Source organism: Enterobacter sp. 22452 (genome assembly GCF_052045065.1).
GTDB classification, from domain to species: Bacteria; Pseudomonadota; Gammaproteobacteria; order Enterobacterales; family Enterobacteriaceae; genus Enterobacter; species Enterobacter mori.
Window position 1 is genome coordinate 217690 of sequence record NZ_JBQEOB010000004.1, and the last position, 23958, is coordinate 241647.

The following is a 23958-nucleotide window of genomic DNA, read 5'->3' on the forward strand; positions in this document are numbered from 1 at the left end:
TTCAAAAAGGAATCGAGTAGTATTCCTTTCATGCGTCGGCACGTAGCGCAGCCTGGTAGCGCACCGTCATGGGGTGTCGGGGGTCGGAGGTTCAAATCCTCTCGTGCCGACCAAAACACATTGAAAACCAGCCTTTTACGGCTGGTTTTTTTATTGCAGCGCGTCCGGCGTTTTACGCAAGTAAACCAGCGTAGCGAGACAAATCACCGCCCCGGCATAAAACGTATATTCTGCGCCTGCCGTTTCCCAGATCGCTCCCGCCCCCACGCTGGCAATAAGCAAGCCGACGCCACTGACCATGCTGAAAATGCCGTAGGCGGTGCCGCGTAAATCTGCTGGTGCGGTTTTCGCAATCATTGCCGCCAACAGTCCCTGCGTCATCCCCATGTGCAAGCCCCACAGCGCGACGCCTAAAAGAATCCCGCCCCAGTGAGAACTCAGCGCCAGCACAACGTCGGCACCTATCAATACCACCAACCCCCACTGCAGCAGCCGGGTGTGGCTCATTGAGTCTGAGAGCTTGCCAAAAGGATAGGCTGACAGGAAATAGAGCAGGTTCATGGCCACCATCACCAGTGGGATCAACGCCAGCGGGACGCCCGACTGCTGCGCGCGAAGCACCAGAAACGCTTCACTAAAGCGAGCCAGAGTGAAGACGCCCCCCAGTCCAATGACCCACCAGCAGCCTTTGCCCAGCCGCTTCAGGTTCTCTTTTTTAATCGGATTGGTTCGCTTATGTTCGACAGGGGTTTTCGGTTCACGAAGTCCGAAGAAAAGTAACGCTACCGCGAGCACGCCGGGGATCACTGCGATCCAGAATATGGTGCGAAAATCGTCGTTCCACAGCAGCATTAACCCAACGGCCAGCAAGGGGCCAAGAAATGCACCGATGGTATCCATAGACTGACGCAGACCGAACGCCGCACCGCGCAGTTCGGGCGGCGTCACGTCAGCGACCAGCGCGTCCCGCGGTGCGCCGCGGATCCCCTTCCCTACCCGGTCGATGAGTCGTGCCCCCAGAATCATGCCGGATGACGAGGCGATGGCGAACAGCGGTTTACTCAGCGCGCCCAGCCCATAGCCCAACACCGCCAGCCCTTTTCGCTTGCCGAGGTAGTCGCTGATTGCACCGGAAAAAACTTTAATAAAAAGCGCCGTGGCTTCCGCCAAACCTTCAATAAGACCGATGAAAATCACGCTGGCACCGAGCGTTGTGACCATAAACAACGGCAGCAGGCTGTGAATGATCTCCGAGGAGATATCCATCAACATACTGACTCCACCCACAACCCAGACTCCTTTCGGGATCCGGCTGAGCGTTGCAAACCGGGATAACATTGAGCATCTCCTGCTTTCTGTAGAACAATCTCGTTCGACACAGAATATCCTGGAAATGCGAATAAATATCATCAGACATAAAAAAAGCCAGCCCGAGAGGCTGGCTTGATTCTCGCCGATAAACGATCAGTGCTTATCGCGTCCGCCCAGGAAGAAAATGCCCAGCGGAATGGCAAGCAGAACGGTGAACACCAGGCTGTAAACAAAGATCATCGCCGATTGCAGAACGTACATGCTGGTCGTCCATGCAGAAAGGGGAATGTTGTACTGTTCAATGACGCCAACAATGGTTGCCCGTCCAACGCATGCAGCAGCAATCATAAACACAACCAGCAGCGCCAGCAGGAATTTACGGCCTTCAGGTGTTTTCAGTTTTGCGCGAACCATCTCTCTTCCCTTTACAGATGAATAACATTATCTGACGCTTAAAATAACACGATCTCCCCACCGACTCCACACCAGCATTAAAAACCATTTTTAATGCAAGAATGCAGTTTATTGCACTGCTCTCAATGAAAATATAAGTAAATCACTCCAGTCATTCATGGCAGTTATGTTAATCTCGGCAGGATCGTTTTGACTTAAAGGAATGACTGTGAAAAACGCACCTAAATTTGCTATCGCTCTTATCGCCGCCTGTGTCAGCACCGGGGCTTTCGCCAGTAACACGCAAAGTGAACAGCCGCTTGAAAAAGTCGCGCCGTATCCGCAAGCTGAAAAAGGGATGAAGCGTCAGGTAATTCAGTTACCGGCGCAGCAGGAAGAAGCGAACTTTAAAGTCGAGCTGTTAATCGGCAAGACGCTGGAAGTGGACTGCAACCAGCACCGTCTGGGCGGTCAGCTGGAAAGCAAAACCCTGGAAGGCTGGGGTTACGACTACTATGTCTTCGACAAAGTGACGTCTCCGGTTTCCACCATGATGGCGTGCCCGGACAGCAAAAAAGAGAAGAAATTTGTCACCGCGTATCTGGGTGATAACAGCCTGCTGCGCTATAACAGCAAGTTGCCGATTGTGGTCTATACGCCTGAAAACGTGGAAGTGAAGTATCGCGTGTGGAAGGCAGATGAAACTGTCGGACAAGCGGTAGTACGTTAAAAATAAGTCGGGTGGCGGCTTTGCCTTACCCGACCTACAAAACAACACCGACGTAGGCCGGGTAAGCGTCAGCGCCACCCGGCTTTTTTACGCTACAGCGCGATATCCGCAACCGGTTTGTTTTCCGCCTGAGGCTTCAGCTCCGCTTTTGGTGCAGCATCAGCAGCCTGCGGCTTAACATATTGCAGCTGCAGTACGCGGCTGGTGTATTCCAGCTCCTGCTCCGTCGCGTCCACGTTACCGTTCAGCTTCGTGCCGTAGGATGGAATAATGGTTTTCAGCTTCGCCTGCCATTCCGGGCTGGAAACTTTATCCTTAAACACTTTTTCCATCAGGTGCAGCATGATTGGCGCAGCGGTAGACGCACCCGGTGAAGCACCCAGCAGCGCGGCAATGGTGCCATCCTTGTCGCTCACCACTTCCGTACCCAGACGCAGCACGCCGCCCTCTTTCGGATCGCGTTTGATGATTTGTACGCGCTGACCCGCCTGCCACAAACGCCAGTCTTCTTTCTTCGCCTGCGGATAGTACTCTTTCAGCGCCTCGAAACGGTCGTCGTCAGAGAGCATCACCTGGCTAATCAGGTATTTCACCAGGTCGAAGTTATCCAGCCCTACGTCCATCATCGGCTTGACGTTAGAGGTGGTCGTGGCGCTCAGCAGATCCCACAGAGAACCGTTTTTCAGGAACTTGGTGGAGAAGGTCGCGAACGGTCCAAACAGCACCACGCGTTTGCCGTCAAGCATACGGGTATCGATATGCGGAACGGACATCGGCGGCGCACCTACAGAAGCCTGACCGTACACTTTTGCCAGATGACGATTAACCACCTCCGGGTTATCGGACACCAGGAACTGGCCGCCGACCGGGAAGCCCGCATAGTCGTCAGCTTCAGGAATACCGGACTCCTGCAGCAGCTTCAGCGCCGCACCACCGGCACCGATGAAGACAAATTTCGCCTTGATCACGTGTTCGGCTTCATTGTTTTTCAGATCGGCAACGGTCACGCTCCAGCTGTTGTCCGCGTTGCGCTTAAAGCCGCGCACTTCGGTGCTGAGCTGCAGATTGAAGTTCTCTTTTTTCTTCAGAGACGCGACCAACTGACGGGTAATTTCACCGTAGTTGACGTCAGTACCAATTTCGGTACGGGTCGCTGCTACTTTCTGATTCGGGTCACGACCTTCCATCACCAGCGGCGCCCACTCTTTGATCTGGGCATGATCTTCAGAGTATTTCATCCCGCGGAACAAGGTGCTCTGCTGCAGAGCGGCATAGCGCGCGCGCAGGAAGTTGACGTTCTGGTCGCCCCACACAAAGCTCATGTGCGGTACGGTGTTGATGAAGGAGTGCGGATCGTGCATCACGCCGCTGTTGACCTGGTGTGACCAGAACTGGCGTGAGATCTGGAACGCTTCGTTGATCTCTACCGCCTTCTCGATACTAATGGAACCGTCCTTTTTCTGCGGCGTATAGTTCAGTTCCATGAGTGCCGAGTGTCCGGTACCGGCGTTGTTCCAGCCGTTAGAGCTCTCCTGCGCCACGCCATCGAGGCGTTCAACCATGGTCATGGACCAGTCCGGCTGCAGTTCGTGCAGATAAGTTCCCAGCGTGGCGCTCATGATACCGCCACCAATTAATAGGACGTCCGTTTCCTGCTCTTTTGGTGCGTCTGCTTTCGCCGCCATTGAGACGGTGTTAAGCCCCACGGCCAGAGAAAAGAGCATGGCAGTCATTTTTTTCATAATTTATGCCTTAGTGTAAAAGTGCTTGATGCGTGGAAATTGCAGGTGAAAAAAGCTGCGGGGGCACGGTAACAACTTTTAAATATTGTTTAAAGGTTACGAAATTATTGTAATTGTGAAATTTAATGATGGATTGTTTGTAGGGGATTACGCTGGCAACTGGCAATCACTGAATTTTGTGGATACTATGCTGCACTTTGTGATCGCGCGCACGGAAGCCTGCCCTAACCAGCGAACTGTTATGTCCTTACCCCATTCAGCTGTATCCCCCGAAGACCGCGTAGCCAACGTGCTGCGTTCCCCTAAGCTGCTGACGCGTGAAATGCTGGCGGGGGTGATTACCGCTCTGGCGCTGATCCCCGAGGTCATCTCATTTTCCGTGGTGGCGGGCGTTGACCCGAAGGTCAGCCTGATCGCCTCCGTGGTCTTGTGTCTTGCCCTGTCTGTACTCGGTGGTCGTCCGGCGATGGTCACGGCCGCGGCCGGTTCCGTGGCGCTGGTCATTGGCCCAATGGTGCATCAGCATGGCGTACAGTACATTCTTCCCGCCGTGCTGATGGCTGGCGTGATTCAGATTCTGTTTGGCGTACTGGGCATGGCAAGACTAATGCGCTTTATTCCCCAGTCGGTCATGACCGGGTTTGTTAACGCCCTGGGCATTTTGATCTTCTTCGCGCAGGTGCCGCATTTCTGGAGCCGCAGCCCGCTGATTGTGGGCCTGTTCGTGCTGACGCTGCTGATCGTGCTGTGGGTGCCGCGCTATATCAAAAGCATCCCTTCCCCGCTGATTGCGATTGTGCTGTTAACCTTGTTCACCGTTTCAACCGGCCAAATCCTGCCGACCGTGGGCGATGAAGGCTCCATGAGCGGCGGCTTGCCGGGGCTTACCGAGCTGTTGGTTCCGCTCAATATGCAGACGCTGAGCATTATCTGGCCGTGCGCGCTGAGTATCGCGTTCGTCGGCCTGCTGGAATCCCTGCTGACGGCAAAGCTGGTGGATGAGCTGACCGCAACGCCGTCAAGTAAACGCCGCGAAAGCATTGGATTAGGCGTCGGCAATATTCTGTCGGGTTTTTATGGCGGCATTGCGGGCTGCGCGATGATCGGACAAACCATCGTCAACGTGGAGATGGGCAAGGGCCGAAGCCGTATTTCAACGCTTGCGGCGGGCATCGTGCTGCTGATCCTGGTGACGGCGCTCAGCGAAGTGATGGCCAAAATCCCGATGGCGGTGCTCGCGGGGATCATGGCGATTGTCGCCGTTAAAACCTTCAGCTGGCACAGCCTTCAGCCTGCAACAGTAAAAAATGCCCCGATAGCGGAAACGGTGGTCATGCTGGTCACCGTTGCCGCCACGGTATCAACCGGTAATCTGGCGATTGGCGTGCTGGGCGGGATTATCGTCATGGCACTGCTTCCCGCCCGCATTAAACGTCGGGCTACAGAAGAAAAATCGTCGCCAGCCCAAGAAAAATAAAGAAACCACCGGTATCGGTGATGGCGGTAATCATCACGCTCGACCCCACCGCGGGGTCGCGCCCCAGTTTGGTCATCGTCAGCGGGATAATCACGCCCATTATCGACGCCACCAGCAGGTTCAGCACCATCGCCAGCATCATCACGCCGCCCAGCGCCATATCGTCGTACAACCACCAGGTGATGCCGCCCATAATCCCGCCCCACACCAGGCCGTTAATAAGCGCGACGCCCATCTCTCTAAAAATGAGCCACGAAAAGTTACCCGGCTGAATATTTTCCAGCGCCAGGGCGCGAACGATCATGGTTATCGTCTGGTTTCCGGTGTTGCCACCAATCCCTGCGACGATCGGCATCAGCGAGGCGAGCGCCACCAGCTGTGAAATAGTGTGTTCAAAGCCGTCAATCACCCGCGAGGCAATAAACGCGGTACAGAGGTTAATGGCCAGCCACGCCCAGCGGGTTTTGACCGCTTTGCCCACAGATGCATGGACGTCATCTTCCGCGCTGATCCCACCGAGAGCACGTAAGTCGTTATCGGTCTCTTCATAAACCACGTCAATGATTTCATCGATGGTCAGACGCCCCATCAGCTTGCCGACGGAATCCACTACCGCCGCGCTCACAAGGTCGTCACGTTCGAAGGTTCGTGCCGCTTTTTCCGCATCGTCTTCCGGGGAGAAAACCATCGGCTCGGTTTCCATCACCTCGCTCACCCGCCGCTGGGTACTGTTCAGCAGGATGGTTTTCAGCTCCAGCTCGCCGAGCAGAGTTTTGTCCCGGGAGGTAACGAACAGTTTATCGGTGTTGTCCGGCATGCTGCCCAGACGTCGCAAATAGCGCTGCACCGTACCGAGCGTGACGTCAGGACGCACCATGATGACGCCGAACTCCATGATCGCGCCGACGCTGTTTTTCTCGTAGTGCATCACCTGACGCACGCGCGCCCGCTCCTCCGCAGGCAGTGACGCCAGCAGGCGACCGGTCAGGTTTCGCGGCAGGTGCTGAACGAGGTAAATCTGCTCGTCGATATCCAGCGTTTGCAGGGCATCCAGGATATCGCGGTCGCTCATCTCATCGATCAGGTCGTCCCAGACGTTTTCCGACGCCTCAAGCAGCACCTGTCCGCGCTCGTGATCCTGCACCAGCCGCCACAGGGCGTGGCGTTCTTCCGAGGGAAGCGCTTCGAGGGTATCCGCCAGATCCGGCGGGGGTAAATGAGCAACCAGCGCACCTACCTCAGCAATATCGTCGGCTAAGGTGCCGACATCATATTGCTCAGCCAGGGTCAGTTTGCCTAATAACGCAGAAGTAACCGCTTTATCGGTCGTGAGAAGCCAGATAAGTCGCGCACGCTCCTGGTCACGCTGTCTGGCGCTGTTTTTCTTTAATACCGACATCAATCATAAATCCATTAAATGAGTTGGCATTAAGCATAGCGCGGGGATATGTAAATAAGAATAAACAACGGGGCGGGATGGAGAAAAAAACGCCACTACGGCCACGATCTATCCCCTCTCCCTGTGGGAGAGGGTTAGGGTGAGGGCATCAGGCCGTGCGCGCCACCGCGTCACGCGATGCTGCATCGCGCTCTTCACCGGTCAGCTCGCTCAGCGTGCCGTCGCGCATCTCCAGCAGACGGTCGGCGTGAATGAAGTAATGATCGTCGTGGCTGATGGCGAAAATGGTTTTGCCCATCTCCTGCATCAGCGGCAGCAGCACCTGATAAAACTCGCGGCGGAAATGCGGGTCCTGATCTGCCGCCCATTCATCCAGCAGGATGATGTCACGCTCTTCCGCCAGGGCCAGCAGCAGCGCCACGCGCTTTTTCTGCCCTTTCGAGAGCTTAAGGTTCAGGATCTTGCCGTCCTGAAGCTCAAGCTTGTGCGACATCTGCAGATGCCCAAGCCACTTCTCCACCAGCGCCGGATTGGCCTGCTGGCCTTCCGGCCCCAGCAGCCGATCAAACAGCCAGACGTCGGTAAATACCGCCGAGAAAAGCTTGCGGTAATCCTCCGGTTTCTCTGCGCTCAGCGCCTTACCGTCCAGCAAAATCTCGCCCGACTGTGGTTGATAAAGCCCGGTCAGTAACATCGCCAGCGTGGATTTACCGCTGCCGTTGCCGCCAATCAGGAACAACAGCTCGCCACGGTGAATCGTCAGGTTAACCGGCCCTACAGAGAAGGCGTTGTCCTGATAGCGGAATGTGACGTTACGCAATTCCAGCGTTTGCCAGTTCGGGAAGGCCTGCGGACGCGGGAATTCAGCCTTAAACGGCGCGAGATCGAATTTTTTGAGCTTATTAAATGCCACCTGCGCACTCAGCAAGGTGGGCAACGCACCGACGGCCGAGAGCAGCGGCGTGCGCAAAAACAGCAGCGTCAGCGAGTAGGTTGCCGCCACGTTGGTGTCCGCCCAGCCCAGGCTGTTCGCCATCCAGAACACCAGGCCAATGGCACCCAGCATCATGATGTTCGACCAGTTCACCGCGCTCAGGTGGAAGGTATCGGCGCGAATGATGTGATGCCGGTATTCGCGCGCGTCCGGGATATAGAGATTATTGAAAATATGTTCAGCGCGCTCGCGGTTCAGGGTCAGCTCTTTGCGCCCTTCCAGCACCGTCTGGTAATCGTTGTAAAGTTTATCTTCGGTTTCGCGAAGTACCGCCATGTGTTTGTAGACGCGCGACACCAGCAGGAACCCGCCCCAGATGGTGATGACAATCCACAACGCGGTAACCGCCAGCATTTTAGTGGAGAGCCAGGCAAGGTAGGCCGCCGAACCGAAGGTCAAAATGATACCTTGCACCAGCTCCGGCAGACGCACAAAGGCGATGGTAATGGCGCGCACGTCGCTGGTCAGCCCTGCAAGCAGGGAGGCACTGCCGAGTTGCTCCACGCGCTCAACCTGCGTGTCGAGGATCCGCTTGATAAATTCGCTGCGCAGACGGAAAACGAAGTGGTGGCCGAGCGCGGTCAGGGCCAACTGTGAACCCAGCGTGACCGCCATCAGCAGCAGCAATAAACCCAGGAATTCCGGCAGAACGGCCAGCGAGGTGTCGACCATTTCAATCAAACGGACGTTGATAAAGGCGATCAGGCCGATACCCAGCGCGGCGCTGGCAAGGCTTAACGCCATCACCGCAATAAAAGGCCAGCGATACTGACGCCAGACAAGAAGAAGTAGTTGCATGCAGAGCAATCCGGACAAGAAAATCAGCCCGCAGTGTAAACTGCCTTGCGTTTACATCAAGAATAATTCTTATTTTTATTCGCCATAAGCCGCCTGACGGAACGTCAGGTTAAAGCGAAACGCCCCCGTTTGCGGGTGAACACCAGGTTTAAGCGGTTGAATGCCGTGATAAAAGAGCCTCGACTCGCCGCCCCAGACCACCACATCACCGTGCTCCAGCATCAGACGCTTAAGCGGATCGTTACGACGTAATCCACCAAACTGAAAAACAGCGGGCAGACCCAGAGAGACCGAAACGATTGGCGCGCGCAGATCCGGCTCATCCTTATCCTGATGCAGCGACAGTTTTGCCCCGACAGCATAGCGGTTGATCAGACAGGCATCCGGCTGAAAATCGGCATACCCGGCGGCAACCGCAGCCTCGTGGCAGAGTCGCTGAAATGCATCCGGCATCGGCGGCCAAGGCTTGCCGGTGGTGGGATCATTGGGCGCATACAGATAGCCGCGTTCGTTGGTCGCCCAGCCGAGTTGACCGCAGTTGGTCATCGCCACCGACATGGTATACCCGCCCGGCGTCACCATATGGCGAAATGGCGAGACGGCCGCCACCTCATCAATGCCTGTCAGTAACGCCGCTGCGCGGGAAAGCGCAAAGCGGCGCAGGATCACCGCCCCCGGCGCGAGCGGCTCCTGCCAGGGCTCCGCATCGGCAAAAAGATCGAGCATTATTCCTCCCGGCGATTCGCCTCACGTTTAAGCAATATCGCTTTTCGTGCCGTTCCCCAACGATAACCCGAAAGCGTCCCGTCGTTTCGCACTACGCGATGGCAGGGAATGACGATCGCCAGTTTGTTTGCAGCGCAGGCACCTGCCACGGCGCGTACGGCATTGGGTTTGCCCATCGCCTTTGCCACCTGTTGGTAGCTTGCCGTTTCACCACAGGGAATGTTGCGAAGGGCCTGCCAGACCTGCTGCTGAAAAGCCGTTCCGCGGATATCCAGCGGAAGCGTCAGCGGCACAGAGCGGCTGTCAATAGTGCTCATCACCTGCTGGATGCGCTGCGCGAACGGACCTTCAAGCACTTCTCGCTCCGCGCGGGGAAACAGCGTCAACAGCTCCCCTTCTAAAGTCGCATCGTCGTCACCCAGCAGGATTGCGCAGATCCCGCGCTCGCTTTCGCCAACCAGACAACGCCCCAGGGAACAGTCGCTGATGGCGTAACGAACCGCGACATCCCCGCTGCGGTACTGCTTCGCCGTCATCCCCAACGCCTCATCGGCTTTCCGGTAATAACTGCTGCTATCGGGAAACCCTGCCGCCAGTACAGCGTCGGTAATTTTATCCCCCTGCGCCAGCGCGCTGCGCAGACGGTGTTCCCGCGCGGCCTGCTGCCAGGCTTTAGGCGTCATGCCGGTCACGGATTTAAACAGACGGTGGAAATGGAAAGGACTGCTGCCGACCTTCTGCGCCAGCGCCTCCAGCGTTAACGCCGGATCCTGCTCCAGCAGGCGGCAGGCCTGTTCAACTTTCGCCAGCGTCTGCTGATGTGGGTTGAGCTTGTCCGGCATACAGCGTTTGCAGGGGCGAAAGCCGTCCTGAACAGCGTGCTGAGCATCAGGATAGAAGCGGACATTTTTACGCAGCGCGTGGCGGGCACGACAGGACGGACGGCAATAAATCCCCGTCGTCTGAACCGCAAAGACAAACTGATTATCGGCGCGAGGATCGCGGCCAAGCACGGCTTGCCAGCGATCTTCATCGGTAGTAAAGGTTACGTTTTTCATCATCAGCTCCTCTTACAAGCATAATCCTACCTTGCCCGAGTGCCACCGAACAAAAACCCGCAACCTTGCTTTTTAATTTTTTTCGCTCACCAGGAAGCCCGTAAACTGCGGCGAGCTCCAGGTTTTGAACCCGTCGCCCTCTTTGGTGATCATATAGACCGCGAGCTGTTCCTGCCGCGCCACCTCTTTGGCCTTTTCCGGGCCGAGAACCATCAGGCCGGTATCCCAGGCGTCCGCTTCCAGTGCCGTCGGCGCGATCACCGTAACGGAAACAAGATTATGGGTAATCGGACGGCCGGTCTGTGGATCGATGACATGCGAAATGCGTTTGCCGTCGAGCTCATAATAGTTTCGATAGCTTCCTGAGGTGCTGATCCCGTGGCCATTGATATCCACAATCGCCTGCACCGCGTTTTGCCGGTCTGTCGGTTTTTGAATGGCCACCCGCCACGGTTTGCCACTGGCGTTCATCCCCCGGCTGACGAGCGCACCGCCCACCGAGACCAGATAGCGGGAAATGCCTTCACGCTCCATCAGCGCCGCAAGATGATCTGCCGCATACCCCTCGCCTACCGTTGAGAGATCGACAAAGAGATCGGGAATGTCTTTTTGCAGATATTGTTGACCGTACTGGTTAATGACCGTCAGGTGTTGCAGCCCGGTGCGCGCGCGGGCGTCATCAATCGCCGCCTGGTCAGGCGTGGTCACCGGCTGCTTGTTGGGGCCAAAGCCCCACAGATTCACCAGCGGGCCGACGGTCACGTCCATCGCGCCGTTGGTTTTATACCCCACGCGCATTGACTCCGTCACAATATCGGCCATGGCTTCACTCACCGGCCACAGAGAGGTGCTGGTTGAGAGGTTAAAACGCATGAGCGCTGAGTCGTTTTTATAGGTTGAAAGCAGCTCGTCATCAGCGTCGAGCTGGGACTGAATTTTGCCGCGAAGTTCGTCAGCCCGCGCCGTGTCGAGATGCATGACGCTCACACGCCAGAAGGTGCCCATCGTTTTTCCTTCCAGCACCGTCGCCGCTGGCGCGTCAGTTTGTGCTGAGGGTGCAGGCGCGTCACACGCTGTCAGGAAAAAAAGCATAGCCAGAACGCTGGCGCGTAAAAAAGTCATATCCATTCATTATTATCCTCATGCCAGGGCGGCAAGAGTACACCAAAATGGTCCCGTTGTAAGACCCAAAAAAAGGGGCCAGAAGGCCCCTTAGTTACGCAATGAAGCGATTAGAACTGGTAAACCAGACCCAGCGCGACGACATCGTCAGTGCTGATGCCAGCGCTACGAGTGAAGTCGTTCTCGTCCAGCAGGTTGATTTTGTAATCAACATAGGTGGACATGTTTTTGTTGAAGTAGTAAGTCGCGCCCACGTCAACATATTTCAGGATATCCTGGTCGCCGTAGCCGTTTTCCAGATCCTTACCTTTAGACTGCAGGTAAGCCACGGATGGACGCAGACCGAAGTCGAACTGGTACTGTGCAACCACTTCGAAGTTCTGTGCTTTGTTAGCCCAGCCCAGATCGCCCGCGCGGGTCGCATTGTAGGTCTGGGTGTACTGTGCAGCGAGGTAGAGGTTGTTCGCGTCGTATTTCAGACCACCGGTGTAGGTGTCAGCACGATCGCCGGTACCGAAGCCCATGTCGTTCTGGGAGTTGGTACGTTTAGAGCTGGTGAGAGCAGTACCGATACCGAAGCCTTCGCCCAGATCGTAAGTGATAGAACCACCGTAGCCATCACCGTTCTGACGGAGTGCAGAACGACCGTTGTTGGTCTGGTCTTCACCGCTCACGCTACCGTTTTTACCCTGATACTGCAGCGCGAAGTTCAGGCCATCAACCAGACCGAAGAAGTCCTGGTTACGGTAGGTCGCGAAGCCATTACCACGCTGCTGCATGAAGTTGTCAGAACCGTAGGTGTCGCCGCCGAATTCTGGCAGTACGTCAGTCCAGGAGGTGACATCGTAAACAACACCGTAGTTACGACCGTAATCGAAAGAACCCGCGTCGGCAAATTTCAGACCCGCGAACGCCACACGCGTCCAGGAGTTGTTTTCGTTTTCGCCGGAGTTACCCTGAATCTGGTATTCCCACTGGCCGTAACCGGTCAGTTGGTCATTAACCTGCGTTTCGCCCTTGAAGCCAAGACGCATGTAGGTCTGGTCGCCGTCAACGCTGTCGTCATCAGAGAAATAGTGCAGACCATCAACTTTACCGTACAGATCTAATTTGTTGCCGTCTTTGTTATAAATTTCAGCCGCATTTGCTGCGCCTGCTACCAGCAGTGCTGGTACCAGGAGGGACAGTACTTTAACTTTCATTTTATTAACCCTCTGTTATATGCCTTATTATTACCACTGCTTACTGGTTAACCCTCTTAACCAGTCGGCAACTTCATTCTCCTCAAAAATACAGAATAATCCAACGAGAATATGATACGAAAACTTTTAAGATGTTTCATTTACCTATCAAGATGTTTCAATTTGTAAACATCAAGGAACTTTTACAAAGCACGCAGGGGTTAAAAATATAGCACCAATAATCAAAATGAAAAAAAATTAACTTAAAATCAGCCAATTAGATAAAAAATCATGACAGCACTGAATGATAAAACAAAACAAGCCAATATCACTAAAATAACTCTCGCTATCATCATTAACTTTATTTATTACCGTCATTCAGTTTTGAATGTCTGTTTATCCCTAATTGAACCGAATGCCGAGCGTTCGGTTTTTTTTTACCTTTCTTTACGCAACTATATTTTTCTTGTGCTACCGCTCCGAAATCGTAACGACTATTAACTAAATCGCCCCCTGACCCTTCGCAGACCCGCATCATTTCTACAAAACTCAATTTCTTGTTTATTCGTGCTATTCCCGAAAAGATGTCGATTTATATTTATACACCCCGCCGTCATTTGTACATATTTCACGCACCGAGCACTGCCGACATTCTTCGTGGAAAAAGTCCGTCATTCTCAGACCATGACGCTGGAAATTCAGGTTTTACCCTTTATACTGCCGTATCCCCTTAAAGCACGGCCATCACGGGTTAAAGATATCAATGAGTCAGACTGAAACTACCGCCCTGAGCAAATTCTCCCTCCTTCCTGGGAGCATCACCCGTTTCTTTCTTCTATTGATCGTTGTGCTGTTGGTCACGATGGGGGTCATGGTTCAAAGTGCGGTCAATGCCTGGCTGAAGGACAAGAGTTACCAGATCGTTGATATCACGCATGCGGTACACAAACGGATCGACACATGGCGCTATGCGACCTGGCAGATCTACGACAACATTGCCGCCGCGCCCGCAACCACCACCGGGGAAGGATTACAGGAGACACGCCTTAAGCAGGATGTGTATTACCTGGAAAAACCTCAGCGTAAGACAGAAGCCCTGATTTTCGGTTCGCATGACAGCGCGACGCTTGAGATGACGCAGCGCATTTCAACCTATCTTGATACTCTCTGGGGCGCAGAGACCGTGCCCTGGTCGATGTACTACCTGAACGGTCAGGACAACAGCATGATCCTGATCTCTACCCTGCCGCTCAAAGACCTCTCATCCGGATTTAAAGAGACGACGGTAGGGAGCATTGTGGATTCACGCCGCGCAGAAATGTTGCAGCAAGCCAACGCCCTGGATGAGCGCGAGAGTTTCTCCTCTTTGCGACGTCTGGCCTGGCAAAATGGGCATTACTTTACGCTGCGCACGACGTTTAACCAGCCGGGACACCTCGCAACCGTGGTGGCGTTCGATCTGCCGATCAATGACCTGATCCCCCCGGACATGCCGCTGGACAGCTTCCGCCTGGAGCCTGACAACAGCACGCAAAACCTGCGCAACCCGCCGGATAAAGAAGGGACTGAGAGTGTCTCTATTTCATTTAACGGCTCAAAAATCGAAATTGCGTCATCGTTAAATTCAACCGGCATGCGTCTGGTGTGGCAGGTGCCGTTTGGCACCTTGCTGCTTGATACATTGCAAAACATCCTGCTGCCGCTGCTGCTGAACATCGGTTTGCTGGCGCTGGCGCTGTTTGGCTACAGCACGTTCCGCTTCCAGCCGGGACGTCAGAGTGACGCCTCTGCTGTCTCTGCGGGCACCAGTAATGAACTTCGCGTATTGCGCGCCCTGAATGAAGAGATTATTTCGGTCCTGCCGCTCGGGGTGCTTGTTCACGATCAGGAAGCCAACCGCACCGTGATGAGCAACAAGATTGCCGATCACCTTCTTCCCCACCTGAACCTGCAGAACATCACGGCGATGGCGGACCAGCACCAGGGGGTAATTCAGGCGACCATTAATAACGAACTGTATGAGATCCGTCAGTTCAGCAGCCAGGTTGCATCCCGTACGCAAATCTTTGTTATTCGCGATCAGGACCGTGAAGTGCTGGTCAACAAAAAGCTCAAGCAGGCGCAGCGGCTTTACGAGAAAAACCAGCATGGCCGCACGGCGTTTATGCAAAATATCGGTGATGCGTTCAAACAACCGCTAAAAACGCTGGCTGCTCAGGCTGCGGGTCTGAATACGCCAGAAGGCCAGCAGTTGACGAGCCAAGCCGAGTCGCTGGTGCGTATGGTGGACGAAATTCAGCTCGCAAACATGCTGGAAAATGACATCTGGAAAGGCACACCAACGCTCTTTTCTATCCAGGATCTGATCGATGAAGTGGTTCCGGAGGTGCTCCCGGTCATTAAGCGCAAAGGGCTGCAGCTGCTGATAAACAACCACCTCCCGGCGAATGACGAGCGCCATGGCGATCGCGAAGCGCTGCGTCGGATCCTGCTGATGCTGATCCAGTATTCGGTCACCACCACTCAGATCGGTAAGATCACTCTCGAAGTCAGCACTGACGAATCGACGGAGGATCGCCTGACGTTCCGTATTCTGGACACGGGTGAAGGCGTCACCGTAAGTGAAATTGATAATCTGCACTTCCCGTTCCTGAACGATACCCAGAGTGACCACTACGGCAAAGCGAACGCCCTCACCTTCTGGCTGTGCGATCAGCTGGCACGTAAACTGGGCGGTCATCTGAATATTAAGGCGCGTGAATCCCTCGGCACACGCTACTCGCTGCATGTCAAAATGGCGGCGAATCCACAGGAAGAAGATGAAGAACGTCTGCTGGATGATGTGGTGGTGATGGTCGATGTGACCTCAAACGAGATCCGCAATATCGTGGTTCGCCAGTTAGAAAACTGGGGTGCGGCCTGCATCACGCCGGACGAAAGGCTTGCGAGTCAAGAATTTGATCTATTTTTAACTGATAATCCGTCTAATCTTACTGCCACAGGCTTGCTTTTAAGCGATGATGAGTCAGGCGTGCGAAAAATCGGCCCAGGCCAGCTGCGCGTCAACTTTAATATAAGCAATGCGATGCAGGAAGCTGTACTACAACTTATAGAAGAGCAACTGGCGCAGGAAGAGATAGCGGAATCACCGTTAGGCGGCAATGAAAATGCCGAGCTCCACGCCAGCGGATACTATTCACTCTTTGTTGATACAGTACCAGATGATGTTAAGCGGTTGTATACTGAGTCCGCTGCGAATGATTTTGCAGCGCTGGCACAGACAGCACACCGGCTTAAAGGGGTGTTTGCCATGCTTAATCTGGTTCCCGGCAAGCAGTTATGTGAAACGCTGGAACATCTAATTCGTGAGAAAGATGCCTCTGGCATTGAAAAATACATCAGCGACATTGACGCCTATGTCAAGAGCTTGCTGTAGCAAGGTAGCCTTATACATGAACAATATGAACGTAATTATTGCCGATGACCATCCGATTGTACTGTTCGGTATTCGCAAATCACTTGAACAGATCGAGTGGGTGAATGTAGTCGGTGAATTTGAAGACTCTACAGCACTGATCAATAACCTTCCTAAACTTGATGCACACGTGCTCATTACCGACCTGTCCATGCCTGGAGACAAATACGGTGATGGGATCACGCTCATCAAATACATTAAACGTCACTTCCCGGACATCTCGATCATCGTTCTGACCATGAACAACAACCCGGCGATTCTGAGCGCAGTGTTGGATCTGGATATCGAAGGGATTGTGCTGAAGCAAGGTGCACCAACCGACCTGCCAAAAGCGCTGGCAGCGCTGCAGAAAGGCAAGAAATTCACGCCTGAAAGCGTCTCCCGCCTGCTGGAGAAAATCAGCGCGGGCGGCTATGGCGACAAGCGCCTGTCTCCAAAAGAGAGCGAAGTTCTGCGTCTCTTCGCAGAAGGTTTCCTGGTAACCGAGATTGCCAAGAAGCTGAACCGCAGTATTAAAACCATCAGCAGCCAGAAGAAATCAGCAATGATGAAGCTGGGTGTGGACAATGATATTGCGCTGCTCAACTATCTCTCCTCCGTGACGCTGAGCGCAACGGATAAGGATTGATCCCCACTGTAAATGCCGGGTGGCGCTGGCGCTTACCCGGCCTACAAAACCCGTAGGCCCGCGCAAGCGCAGCGCCGCCGGGCAAATAAAAAGGCCCTCGCGGGCCTTTTTTATATTCTGGTTTTTCTCACGCGATCCGCATAAATCGACAATGTCTGTTTCAGCACGTCCAGCGTCACCGGCTTCGACAGGCAGCTGTCCATGCCAGACTCCAGGCAGCGCTGCTTCTCTTCCGCCAGGGCGTTAGCCGTCACGCCAACGACCGGCAGCGTCAGGCCAAGCTGGCGAATGCGCTGCGTCAGACGGTAGCCGTCCATGTTTGGCATATTCACGTCGCTCAGCACGATATCAATATGGTTTTTACTCAGCACGTTCAGCGCATCGACGCCGTCGTTGGCGGTTTTACACTGATATCCGAGCGAGCCAAGCTGGTCGGCCAGCAGGCGGCGGTTGATTGGATGGTCGTCCACCACCAGAATCATCATATCGTCATTCACTGACGCCAGCGCATCCGGTGACGGCAGTGCCGTTGCGCCATCGCTGTCTTCAAGCTGTACGCTGTAAATGCGCGCCAGTAGCCCTAACAGCTCATGCGGGGTCGCCACGCTGTGCACCCATTCCCCCGGCGCGCGCTCCAGCGGAATACCAATATGGCGACGGCAGAACATGATCACCCCTCTTCCCGGCCACGCCTGTTCCGGCATGTCGTCAGCGATCAGCATATCGTCCACGTCCGGGGTCTGCCCTTCATATCGGCATACCCGTACGCCACTGTGGTTAAGCAGCGCCGTCAGATAATCATTGAGCGAAGCGTTATGCACCGCCAGCCAGCAGCGCTTGTCGCTCAGCCCATCGACCGTCGTTTTAGCCGGATACTGCGCCGAGTAGAGCGGAATACGGATGGTGAACTGGCTTCCCATGCCCGGTTCGGTATCGACCGAGATATCACCGTCCATCATGCTGATGAGCTTTTCACAAATCGCCAGCCCCAGTCCGGTACCCTGGAAGTTGCGCTGCACGCCCGTCCCGACCTGGAAGAACGGGTCGAACAGACGGACCACCTCCTTCGCCGGGATGCCCACGCCCGTATCACGCACACGGATAGTCAGATAGTCCCCTACGCGGCACACGTGGAGCACAATACAGCCAATATCGGTGAATTTGATGGCGTTGCTCAGCAGGTTGGATATGACCTGCTGCAGGCGCATCGGATCGCCGTGCAGCGTCAGCGGCACGTCCGGTTCGATAAAGCAGTACAGTCCCAGCTGTTTACGCACCACCAGCGGCAGATAGTTGGCGCTAATATGGTTCATGACCTCGCGTGGGGAAAACTCGCGCGGCTCGATTTTCAGCTGCTCTGACTCAATTTTTGAAAAATCGAGAATATCGCTGATGATTTTCAACAACAGGCTTGAAGAGTTGTTCATCGCCGTGACCAGGCGATCAACCCCTTTCGGCAGCTCTTTCGTCTGCAGCAGATCGAGGTTACCGATGATCCCGTAAAGCGGCGTGCGCAGCTCGTGGCTGACGGTAGCAAGGAACATTGATTTCGACTGGCTGGCCTGCTCGGCCGCCTGCGCCATCTCCTGAAGCGACTCTTCCATTTTCACGCGCGCGGAGACATCCACCAGCACGCAAATGGCTACGTTTTCATTACGATAGCGCGAATGCACGAAGCTGATTTGCAGGTTGGTGTGGGTGCTGGTCAGCACGTCCACAAAGTTAACCTGCTGCCCGCAGATAATCTGCGTCAGCCGCTGCCTGTCCTCATGCGTCAGCATGTTCAGGTAGTTATGCGCCAGCTCGTTACTGAGGATATTGGTTCCGTCCTGGGTGCGCAGGATACAGATCCCCACCGGCGCAGAGGCGACAATCTTACGGTTAAACTGCTCATGCTCTTCGAGACGCTGGGCGTCTGCCTCTGCCGGAATAAATATCCGGCGCTCATACATGCGCGCCAGCATAAACAGCGCCACGCCCACCGCGATATTCAGCAAAATGGCGTTGAGGATCAGGATGCGAATGCGTTCAAGCACCATATCCACCGGCACCGAATAGACAATGCTGAGCGACGAAGGAGGCAGACTTTTCTTCAACACCAGTTCGCGGAAACCGGAGGTGTAGCCAAACCATGACCGCTCCTGCATCCAGTGCGGATCAACGTTCAAACGGTTATCCGGCCCGGCGAGCGAGATCAGGGAATGACCGTTTTCATCGAGAATGGTCACCCCCATCGGCAGGCTGCCCGGCGTGAAGAAGTTTTCCATGCGGATGGTTTGTTCAATGCCGAGCAGCGCCTGCAGGCGGTTGCCCAGATACACCGGCGTCAGGGCATAGAAATAGCCCACGCCCGTGCGCGGGCCCTGGCTAATCCAGAAGATGTTATTCCCGCGCTCGTCCTGCGGCGCATTGCGGTATTTCACAATACGCTCATGCAGGCTTTTCAGCGCGTCATCGCGCTCTACGGGCATGTCGCGCAGGCCAAAATCGGCCATGCAGAGATTTTCGCTGCCAATAAGATAGACGCGGTTCAGGTCATAGGCCGCGGAGAAGTTGTCACGCCAGTAGCGCATAAACCACGCCAGCGATTCCAGCGAGCCGCGCCAGGTGCTGCCCATTGCGGAGCAGTCAGAGTCAGGGAACAGGGGCTCAAAGTCGGGCACTTCGGTTTTATCATTGCGCCCACGAATGGCAAGAATACCGTTTTCCGCCGTCAGGCGATTCTCGGCAATGTACTTCAGCTCCTTCATGACGTCAGAGGTGCGCTGAATGTAGCGCTGGGCCTGATCGGAGCTGAGATTAAACTCCTGGCGGATCTCCGCTTCTTTCTGGTGTAGCGCATTAACGATGAAAAACACCGAGAACAGAGCCACCAGCAACCAAAGCAGTAGCGCCAGCGCCCGGAACAGATAGCGAGAGACTTTCAGCGTGGTACGAAAGGAGACGAGGTATTTCAAAGGGGCGAGGCTCCGCCATCGGGGTCAAAAAGAATGTGGTTAAGGTAGCGGTAAACGCGGCTTGTCGCAACGTTCACTTGTCTGCTTGTGCAAAAGAAAAGGGCCGGAAACCGGCCCTTTTTGCGTCAGGAGACATTACTCGTCAGCGTCATCCGCTGCATCTTCGTCGGTGTCCGCTTCCGGCGCGATTTCATCATCGCCTTCCGCTACCGTACCATCGATGGAGTCGAGTTCTTCGTCATCCACAGGCTCAGCAACGCGCTGCAGACCCACCACGTTTTCATCTTCCGCTGTACGGATGAGGATCACGCCCTGGGTGTTACGACCCACCACGCTGATCTCAGATACGCGAGTACGCACCAGCGTACCGGCATCGGTGATCATCATGATCTGGTCGGCGTCGTCCACCTGCACCGCGCCGACAACGGAACCGTTGCGCTCGGTCACTTTGATAGAGATAACACCCTGCGTACCACGGGACTTCGTCGGATATTCGCTTTCCGCCGTACGTTTACCGTAGCCATTCTGCGTGACGGTCAGGATAGCCCCTTCGCCGCGTGGAACGATCAGGGAAACAACGGAGTCTTCACCCGCCAGTTTGATCCCACGAACGCCTGTTGCCGTACGGCCCATTGCGCGGACCGCGTTCTCTTTGAAACGCACCACTTTACCGGCGGCGGAGAACAGCATCACTTCATCGGAACCGGAGGTCAGATCCACACCGATCAGTTCGTCGCCTTCGTTCAGGTTCACGGCGATAATACCGGCCGAACGCGGACGGCTGAATTCGGTCAGCGCGGTTTTCTTCACGGTACCGCTCGCGGTCGCCATAAAGACGTTCACGCCCTCTTCGTACTCGCGTACCGGCAGGATAGCGGTGATACGTTCATTCGCTTCCAGCGGCAGCAGGTTGACGATTGGACGGCCACGCGCGCCACGGCTTGCTTCCGGCAGCTGATAGACTTTCATCCAGTAGAGACGACCACGGCTTGAGAAGCAGAGGATCGTGTCATGGGTGTTCGCCACCAGCAGACGGTCAATAAAGTCTTCTTCTTTAATACGTGCCGCAGATTTCCCTTTACCGCCACGACGCTGTGCTTCGTAGTCGGTCAGCGGCTGATACTTCACATAGCCCTGGTGAGACAGGGTAACCACCACGTCTTCGCGGTTGATCAGATCTTCAATGTTGATATCAGAGCTGTTTGCGGTGATTTCGGTGCGACGCGCATCACCGAACTGATCGCGGACCAGCTCCAGCTCTTCGCGGATCACTTCCATCAGGCGGTCTGCGCTACCCAGAATATGCAGCAGCTCAGCAATCTGTTCCAGCAGCTCTTTGTATTCGTCGAGCAGTTTTTCATGCTCAAGGCCGGTCAGTTTCTGCAAGCGCAGATCCAGAATCGCCTGTGCCTGCTGCTCGGTCAGATAGTACTGACCGTCGCGCACGCCGAATTCAGGCTCGAGCCACTCAGGACGTGCCGCGTCGTCGCCAGCGCGTTCGAGCATCGCAGAAACGTTACCCAGCGCCCAAGGACGGGCCACTAATGCCGCTTTCGCTTCCGCCGGCGTCGGCGCACGGCGAATCAGCTCAATGATCGGGTCAATGTTTGCCAGTGCGACGGCCAGCGCTTCAAGGATGTGTGCACGGTCGCGCGCTTTACGCAGCTCGAAGATAGTACGACGGGTCACCACTTCACGGCGGTGACGCACGAACGCGCTCAGGATCTCTTTCAGGTTCATGATCTTCGGCTGACCATGGTGCAGTGCAACCATGTTAATACCGAAGGAAACCTGGAGCTGAGTCTGGGAGTACAGGTTGTTCAGCACAACCTCACCCACCGCGTCACGTTTGATCTCAATCACGATGCGCATACCGTCTTTGTCAGACTCGTCACGCAGCGCGCTGATACCTTCAACACGTTTTTCTTTTACCAGCTCGGCGATTTTTTCAATCAGACGCGCTTTGTTCACCTGATACGGGATCTCGTGAACGATAATGGTTTCACGACCCGTTTTGGCGTCCGCTTCCACTTCGGCGCGGGCACGGATATAAATCTTGCCGCGACCGGTACGGTAGGCTTCTTCAATACCACGACGACCGTTGATGATCGCCGCCGTCGGGAAGTCCGGGCCCGGGATGTGTTCCATCAGCCCTTCAATGCTGATCTCTTCATCGTCGATATAGGCCAGGCAGCCGTTGATCACTTCGGTGATGTTGTGTGGCGGAATGTTGGTTGCCATACCGACCGCGATACCGGACGAACCGTTCACTAACAGGTTCGGGATCTTGGTTGGCATAACATCAGGAATGCGCTCGGTGCCGTCGTAGTTATCGACGAAATCAACGGTCTCTTTTTCCAGGTCGGCCATCAGCTCGTGGGCGATTTTCGACATACGGATTTCCGTATAACGCATCGCCGCTGCGGAGTCGCCGTCAACAGAACCAAAGTTACCCTGACCATCTACCAGCATGTAGCGCAAGGAGAATGGCTGCGCCATACGGACGATGGTGTCATAAACGGCGGTATCACCATGCGGGTGATATTTACCGATGACGTCACCCACGACGCGGGCAGATTTTTTATAGGCTTTATTCCAGTCATTGCCCAATACGTTCATGGCGTATAGTACGCGACGGTGTACCGGCTTAAGGCCATCGCGGACGTCCGGCAGCGCACGGCCAACAATGACCGACATCGCATAGTCCAGATAGGAGCTCTTCAGCTCTTCCTCGATGTTAACCGGTGTAATTTCTCTCGCAAGGTCGCTCATCTAACCGCTATCCCTCTACTGTATCCCGGATTCAAAGGTCGCAAATTATAACACAGCCGCGGTGATTGAGGTAAACCAATAAGCTTTATTCACCCGCGCGGGCTGATATACTCCTTTGTCTTGCTAAATAAGGAGTAAAAGCGCCCATGAATGCCGAAAAATCCCCGATGGCTCACAACGTTGACCACGAAGAGATTGCCAAATTTGAAGCGGTGGCGTCCCGCTGGTGGGATCTCGAAGGTGAGTTCAAACCTCTGCATCGCATTAACCCGCTGCGTCTGGGCTATATCGCGGAGCGTTCCGGCGGTCTGTTCGGTAAGAAAGTGCTCGACGTCGGCTGCGGCGGCGGCATCCTGGCTGAAAGCATGGCGCGCGAAGGGGCCACCGTTACCGGCCTGGATATGGGCTTTGAACCGCTGCAGGTCGCCCGCCTTCACGCGCTGGAATCCGGCATCCAGGTGGAATACGTGCAGGAAACCGTGGAAGAGCACGCGGCAAAACATGCCCACCAGTATGATGTGGTGACCTGCATGGAGATGCTGGAGCACGTTCCCGACCCGCAGTCCGTGGTGCATGCCTGTGCAAAACTGGTGAAACCGGGCGGTCAGGTCTTCTTCTCGACCATCAACCGCAACGGCAAAGCCTGGCTGATGGCCGTTGTTGGCGCAGAATATGTGCTGCGCATGGTGCCGAAGGGCACGCACGACGTGAAGAAATTCATCAAGCCTGCGGAGTTGTTAAGCTGGGTTGACCAGACGTGGCTCAAGGAGCAGCACATCACCGGTCTGCATTACAATCCATTAACGGATAAATTCAAGCTCGCACCGGGCGTAGATGTTAATTATATGTTGCATACAACCACCAAAAACACCTAACGTCATTCGTTATTCTTATAAAGATTGCGCGACATCATGTTGCGCAATTCTGACCTCTCGTTGAAGAAATCAGCACTCGATCAAATTTTGAATTTTTTTTCTTAATTATTGACATCTCGTCCAGGCCTTACGGCACGAGGACTTACGCTTTTTTACCCATTCACAACCTCAATTTAACGTCAAAATCAACCCTTGTGCTGAAATGATTCGATACTAGAATACTCACCATATAGCGTTTTTCTTATCGCAAACCCCCTATATGTAGTATTTATCCACAGAGTTAGTCACAAGACGGATCTGTGGATAAGCGGGGGATATTT

16 protein-coding genes and 1 tRNA gene are annotated in these 23958 nt (G+C 54.7%); 6 read left to right on the forward strand and 11 right to left on the reverse strand.

Going from position 1 to position 23958, the window contains the following annotated elements:
- Positions 1-36: 36 nt before the first annotated feature.
- Positions 37-113, forward strand: a tRNA-Pro gene (locus ACTJJA_RS13610).
- Between the two features lie 37 nt (positions 114-150).
- Here ACTJJA_RS13610 and ACTJJA_RS13615 read toward each other — a convergent pair.
- Complete coding sequence (locus ACTJJA_RS13615; RefSeq protein ID WP_440668453.1) at positions 151-1338, reverse strand: MFS transporter; 1188 nt, start codon at positions 1336-1338, stop codon at positions 151-153.
- A gap of 126 nt (positions 1339-1464) precedes the next feature.
- Entirely contained in the window at positions 1465-1725 is a 261-nt protein-coding gene (locus tag ACTJJA_RS13620; protein ID WP_010433451.1) for a DUF2534 family protein, read from the reverse strand.
- A 202-nt stretch (positions 1726-1927) separates the two neighbouring features.
- On the opposite strand from ACTJJA_RS13620, the gene eco reads away from it, so the two are divergent.
- Positions 1928-2434: a serine protease inhibitor ecotin gene (gene eco, locus ACTJJA_RS13625; protein ID WP_440668454.1), complete on the forward strand. Its 507-nt coding sequence runs from the start codon at positions 1928-1930 to the stop codon at positions 2432-2434.
- A gap of 92 nt (positions 2435-2526) precedes the next feature.
- Here the strand turns inward: eco and mqo are convergent, their stop codons facing one another.
- Positions 2527-4176 (reverse strand): malate dehydrogenase (quinone), encoded by a 1650-nt coding sequence (gene mqo / locus ACTJJA_RS13630; RefSeq protein WP_440668455.1) that lies wholly within the window; start codon positions 4174-4176, stop codon positions 2527-2529.
- 187 nt (positions 4177-4363) lie between these two features.
- Here mqo and ACTJJA_RS13635 point away from each other — a divergent pair, with 187 nt between their 5' ends.
- A complete protein-coding gene (locus ACTJJA_RS13635; protein ID WP_440668567.1) occupies positions 4364-5653 on the forward strand; it encodes a SulP family inorganic anion transporter in 1290 nt (429 codons plus the stop codon).
- On the opposite strand, the gene mgtE is transcribed toward ACTJJA_RS13635, so the two are convergent.
- From mgtE to ACTJJA_RS13665, 6 genes are all read right to left on the reverse strand, one after another.
- The gene (mgtE, locus tag ACTJJA_RS13640; protein ID WP_042716638.1) at positions 5616-7052 is read right to left on the reverse strand and encodes a magnesium transporter; all 1437 of its coding nucleotides are present in this window, start codon (positions 7050-7052) and stop codon (positions 5616-5618) included. The two genes, ACTJJA_RS13635 and mgtE, sit on opposite strands and share 38 nt — an antisense overlap.
- A gap of 148 nt (positions 7053-7200) precedes the next feature.
- The gene (locus ACTJJA_RS13645) at positions 7201-8844 is read right to left on the reverse strand and encodes a multidrug ABC transporter permease/ATP-binding protein (RefSeq protein ID WP_108416618.1); all 1644 of its coding nucleotides are present in this window, start codon (positions 8842-8844) and stop codon (positions 7201-7203) included.
- A gap of 75 nt (positions 8845-8919) precedes the next feature.
- A complete protein-coding gene (gene alkB / locus ACTJJA_RS13650; RefSeq protein ID WP_411777390.1) occupies positions 8920-9570 on the reverse strand; it encodes a DNA oxidative demethylase AlkB in 651 nt (216 codons plus the stop codon).
- Positions 9570-10628: a bifunctional DNA-binding transcriptional regulator/O6-methylguanine-DNA methyltransferase Ada gene (gene ada / locus ACTJJA_RS13655; RefSeq protein ID WP_440668568.1), complete on the reverse strand. Its 1059-nt coding sequence runs from the start codon at positions 10626-10628 to the stop codon at positions 9570-9572. The genes alkB and ada overlap by 1 nt, the downstream gene beginning before the upstream one ends.
- A gap of 72 nt (positions 10629-10700) precedes the next feature.
- Positions 10701-11756 carry an FAD:protein FMN transferase ApbE gene (gene apbE / locus ACTJJA_RS13660; protein ID WP_440668456.1) on the reverse strand — a complete coding sequence of 352 codons (1056 nt, stop codon included), beginning with the start codon at positions 11754-11756 and terminating at the stop codon, positions 10701-10703.
- A gap of 104 nt (positions 11757-11860) precedes the next feature.
- Complete coding sequence (locus tag ACTJJA_RS13665; RefSeq protein ID WP_126816609.1) at positions 11861-12952, reverse strand: porin OmpC; 1092 nt, start codon at positions 12950-12952, stop codon at positions 11861-11863.
- Positions 12953-13694: 742 nt separating this feature from the next.
- Between ACTJJA_RS13665 and rcsD the strand changes: the two genes are divergently transcribed.
- Both rcsD and rcsB read left to right on the forward strand, forming a co-directional pair.
- A complete protein-coding gene (rcsD, locus tag ACTJJA_RS13670) occupies positions 13695-16367 on the forward strand; it encodes a phosphotransferase RcsD (protein WP_440668457.1) in 2673 nt (890 codons plus the stop codon).
- A 16-nt stretch (positions 16368-16383) separates the two neighbouring features.
- On the forward strand, positions 16384-17034 hold the full coding sequence (gene rcsB, locus ACTJJA_RS13675) for a response regulator transcription factor RcsB (RefSeq protein ID WP_003859405.1): 651 nt from the start codon (positions 16384-16386) through the stop codon (positions 17032-17034).
- A gap of 110 nt (positions 17035-17144) precedes the next feature.
- On the opposite strand, the gene rcsC is transcribed toward rcsB, so the two are convergent.
- Complete coding sequence (rcsC, locus tag ACTJJA_RS13680) at positions 17145-19991, reverse strand: two-component system sensor histidine kinase RcsC (protein WP_089597935.1); 2847 nt, start codon at positions 19989-19991, stop codon at positions 17145-17147.
- Positions 19992-20126: 135 nt separating this feature from the next.
- Entirely contained in the window at positions 20127-22763 is a 2637-nt protein-coding gene (gyrA, locus tag ACTJJA_RS13685) for a DNA topoisomerase (ATP-hydrolyzing) subunit A (RefSeq protein WP_089597934.1), read from the reverse strand.
- 146 nt (positions 22764-22909) lie between these two features.
- Here gyrA and ubiG point away from each other — a divergent pair, with 146 nt between their 5' ends.
- Positions 22910-23638, forward strand: coding sequence for a bifunctional 2-polyprenyl-6-hydroxyphenol methylase/3-demethylubiquinol 3-O-methyltransferase UbiG (ubiG, locus tag ACTJJA_RS13690; protein WP_440668458.1), 729 nt, complete (start codon positions 22910-22912; stop codon positions 23636-23638).
- Positions 23639-23958 lie beyond the last annotated feature (320 nt).

Excerpts from the sequence above, each read along its gene's own strand:
- ACTJJA_RS13615 (WP_440668453.1), bottom strand. The coding sequence starts at position 1,338 with ATGTTATCCCGGTTTGCAACGCTCAGCCGGATCCCGAAAGGAGTCTGG.
- ACTJJA_RS13620 (WP_010433451.1), bottom strand. The coding sequence starts at position 1,725 with ATGGTTCGCGCAAAACTGAAAACACCTGAAGGCCGTAAATTCCTGCTG.
- eco (WP_440668454.1), top strand. The coding sequence starts at position 1,928 with ATGACTGTGAAAAACGCACCTAAATTTGCTATCGCTCTTATCGCCGCC.
- mqo (WP_440668455.1), bottom strand. The coding sequence starts at position 4,176 with ATGAAAAAAATGACTGCCATGCTCTTTTCTCTGGCCGTGGGGCTTAAC.
- ACTJJA_RS13635 (WP_440668567.1), top strand. The coding sequence starts at position 4,364 with ATGCTGCACTTTGTGATCGCGCGCACGGAAGCCTGCCCTAACCAGCGA.
- mgtE (WP_042716638.1), bottom strand. The coding sequence starts at position 7,052 with ATGTCGGTATTAAAGAAAAACAGCGCCAGACAGCGTGACCAGGAGCGT.
- ACTJJA_RS13645 (WP_108416618.1), bottom strand. The coding sequence starts at position 8,844 with ATGCAACTACTTCTTCTTGTCTGGCGTCAGTATCGCTGGCCTTTTATT.
- alkB (WP_411777390.1), bottom strand. The coding sequence starts at position 9,570 with ATGCTCGATCTTTTTGCCGATGCGGAGCCCTGGCAGGAGCCGCTCGCG.
- ada (WP_440668568.1), bottom strand. The coding sequence starts at position 10,628 with ATGAAAAACGTAACCTTTACTACCGATGAAGATCGCTGGCAAGCCGTG.
- apbE (WP_440668456.1), bottom strand. The coding sequence starts at position 11,756 with ATGGATATGACTTTTTTACGCGCCAGCGTTCTGGCTATGCTTTTTTTC.
- ACTJJA_RS13665 (WP_126816609.1), bottom strand. The coding sequence starts at position 12,952 with ATGAAAGTTAAAGTACTGTCCCTCCTGGTACCAGCACTGCTGGTAGCA.
- rcsD (WP_440668457.1), top strand. The coding sequence starts at position 13,695 with ATGAGTCAGACTGAAACTACCGCCCTGAGCAAATTCTCCCTCCTTCCT.
- rcsB (WP_003859405.1), top strand. The coding sequence starts at position 16,384 with ATGAACAATATGAACGTAATTATTGCCGATGACCATCCGATTGTACTG.
- gyrA (WP_089597934.1), bottom strand. The coding sequence starts at position 22,763 with ATGAGCGACCTTGCGAGAGAAATTACACCGGTTAACATCGAGGAAGAG.
- ubiG (WP_440668458.1), top strand. The coding sequence starts at position 22,910 with ATGAATGCCGAAAAATCCCCGATGGCTCACAACGTTGACCACGAAGAG.